Annotated in this window: 1 protein-coding gene; it reads right to left on the bottom strand. The window is 67.5% G+C overall.

The window, feature by feature from the left end:
• The coding region (locus ISX93_RS17020) for an autotransporter-associated beta strand repeat-containing protein (RefSeq protein ID WP_195779946.1) at positions 1–292 on the bottom strand (292 nt) is incomplete at both ends.

Here is a 292-nt window from a genome sequence, read left to right as displayed (position 1 = left end):
ACCAGTGCGCCGCTGCCGGAAATGCTGTTGCCGAGGGTGATGGCGTTGCTGCGGTTGATCTGCAGGGTGCTGTTGTTGACCACGGCGCCGCTGCCGAGCTGGCCGGTGGTGCCGCCGGCGCCGATGCTGAGGGTGCCGGCGCTGACGGTGGTGGTGCCGCTGTAGGTGTTGGCGCCGGTGAGCGAGAGGGTGGCGGTTCCTTGTTTGTCCAGGCTGCCGCTGCCACTCAGGGTGCCGGCGTAGGTGCCGTCGCTGCTCTGGTCGAAGATCACGGAGGCGTCGTTGATGATGT

This window comes from Pseudomonas sp. N040 (genome assembly GCF_015637705.1).
Classification (GTDB): Bacteria; Pseudomonadota; Gammaproteobacteria; order Pseudomonadales; family Pseudomonadaceae; genus Aquipseudomonas.
This window is presented reverse-complemented; position numbering and strand designations above follow the sequence as displayed.